Genomic DNA, 1,666 nt, shown 5'->3' on the forward strand with positions numbered 1-1,666 from the left:
TTCGCTCCTGCGGGGTCTCGCCTGTAACGCTGATCCCCCAGGAGTCAAGCGCCTTCCGCTACAATCCATAAAGTTATTTTTACCAAAAAAAATAAGAAAATCGCTCTCTTTGGTATAATTAAGTCACCACAACACAATTAGAGAAAGGAACGATTTTCTTATGTATCAACAGTATAGCACTAAGCAACTATTCCTTCCAATGGACATTCAAATTTTAATTCCCCAACGACACCTTGCACGGCTGATTGATTATGCCGTCGATCAAATCAAGCCTACTATTTTTTCATCTCTCTATCCCGGCGGAGGCAGACCTCCTTATCATCCCCAAATGATGTTGAAAATCATCTTATATGCTTATGCCAACCGAATCTACTCGTCCCGTCAAATCGCCAAACAATTGACGGAGAATATCATTTTCATGTGGCTTTCAGGAGAACAACAACCTGATTTCCGAACCATCAATAGATTCCGATCCGAACGGATGAAAGAAGTTATCTATGAAACCTTCTTTTCTATAGTGGATTTACTTCGAGAAGAAGGTTTCGTCAAGTTGGAGGATTACTTTCTTGATGGTACAAAGATAGAAGCCAACGCTAATAGATATACGTTTGTATGGCGTAAGTCTACGGAAAAATATGATCAGAAGTTAGATGAAAAGTTTCGTCAGATTGTGTGGGATATTGAACAGGTTACACGGGAAGATGAAGAAGCAGAACAGGAATTGGATTTACTGGAGAAGCTAGAAGAAAGCCCGATTTCTTCTGAGAAAATCTCTGAAACCATAAAGAAAATAGAAGCTAGATTGGAACAAGATCCAAAGAACAAGCCATTAAAGAAAGCAAAGCGCCAATTAGAGAAAGATTTACTTCCACGTAAGCAAAAGTATGAAGAACAAAAAGCGACTTTCGGAGAACGCAACAGCTTTTCAAAAACCGATCAGGATGCGACCTTCATGCGAATGAAGGACGATCATATGATGAACGGTCAGTTGAAGCCTGGCTATAATGTTCAGATTGGAACAGAAAATCAATTTGTCGTAGGGTTCAGTCTGCATCAACGTGCTGGAGATTCAGGTTGCTTGATTCCACACTTGAATCTACTAGAACAATATCATCGACCAAAACCGAAGACATTGATTGCAGACTCGGGTTATGGAAGCGAAGAAAATTATGTTCATTGTGAAAATAAAGATGTGGAAGCGCTCATTAAGTACAACACATTCGATAAAGAAAAAACGAAAGCGTGGAAGGAACAAGTCGGACGAGTTGAGAACATGGAGTATGATGAAGAACTGGATGTGTGGATTTGTTCAAATGGAAAAAGATTAACGTTCCAATATCAGAGTAAGAAGACGACTGAAAATGGTTACGAATCTATCAAACGGACATATCGCTGTACCGAATGTCGTAATTGCCCTTTCCAAACTACTTGTGCGAAAGACAAAGACACAAAAACCATTCAAGTCTCCATCGAGAATCAAAAACAACGAAAAGAAGTTCGTGAAAGACTGGCATCTGAAGAAGGCGACCAAAAATATAGAAAGAGAAAAGTGGATGTCGAGCCAGTGTTTGGGCAAATCAAGCACAATCAGACATTTAACCGATTCTCACTAAGAGGCCTATCCAAAAATACCACGGATTGGGGTCTTATTTGCGTTGCCCACAAC

Annotated in this window: 1 protein-coding gene; it reads left to right on the top strand. The window is 40.0% G+C overall.

Annotation, left to right across the window (positions count from 1 at the left end; translation table 11 throughout):
- Positions 1-160: 160 nt before the first annotated feature.
- On the top strand, positions 161-1,666 hold a 1,506-nt coding region (locus DBX25_RS20355), incomplete at its 3' end, for an IS1182 family transposase (protein ID WP_108672580.1).

The organism is Peribacillus acanthi (genome assembly GCF_003073175.1).
Classification (GTDB): domain Bacteria; phylum Bacillota; class Bacilli; order Bacillales; family DSM-1321; genus Bacillus_BN; species Bacillus_BN acanthi.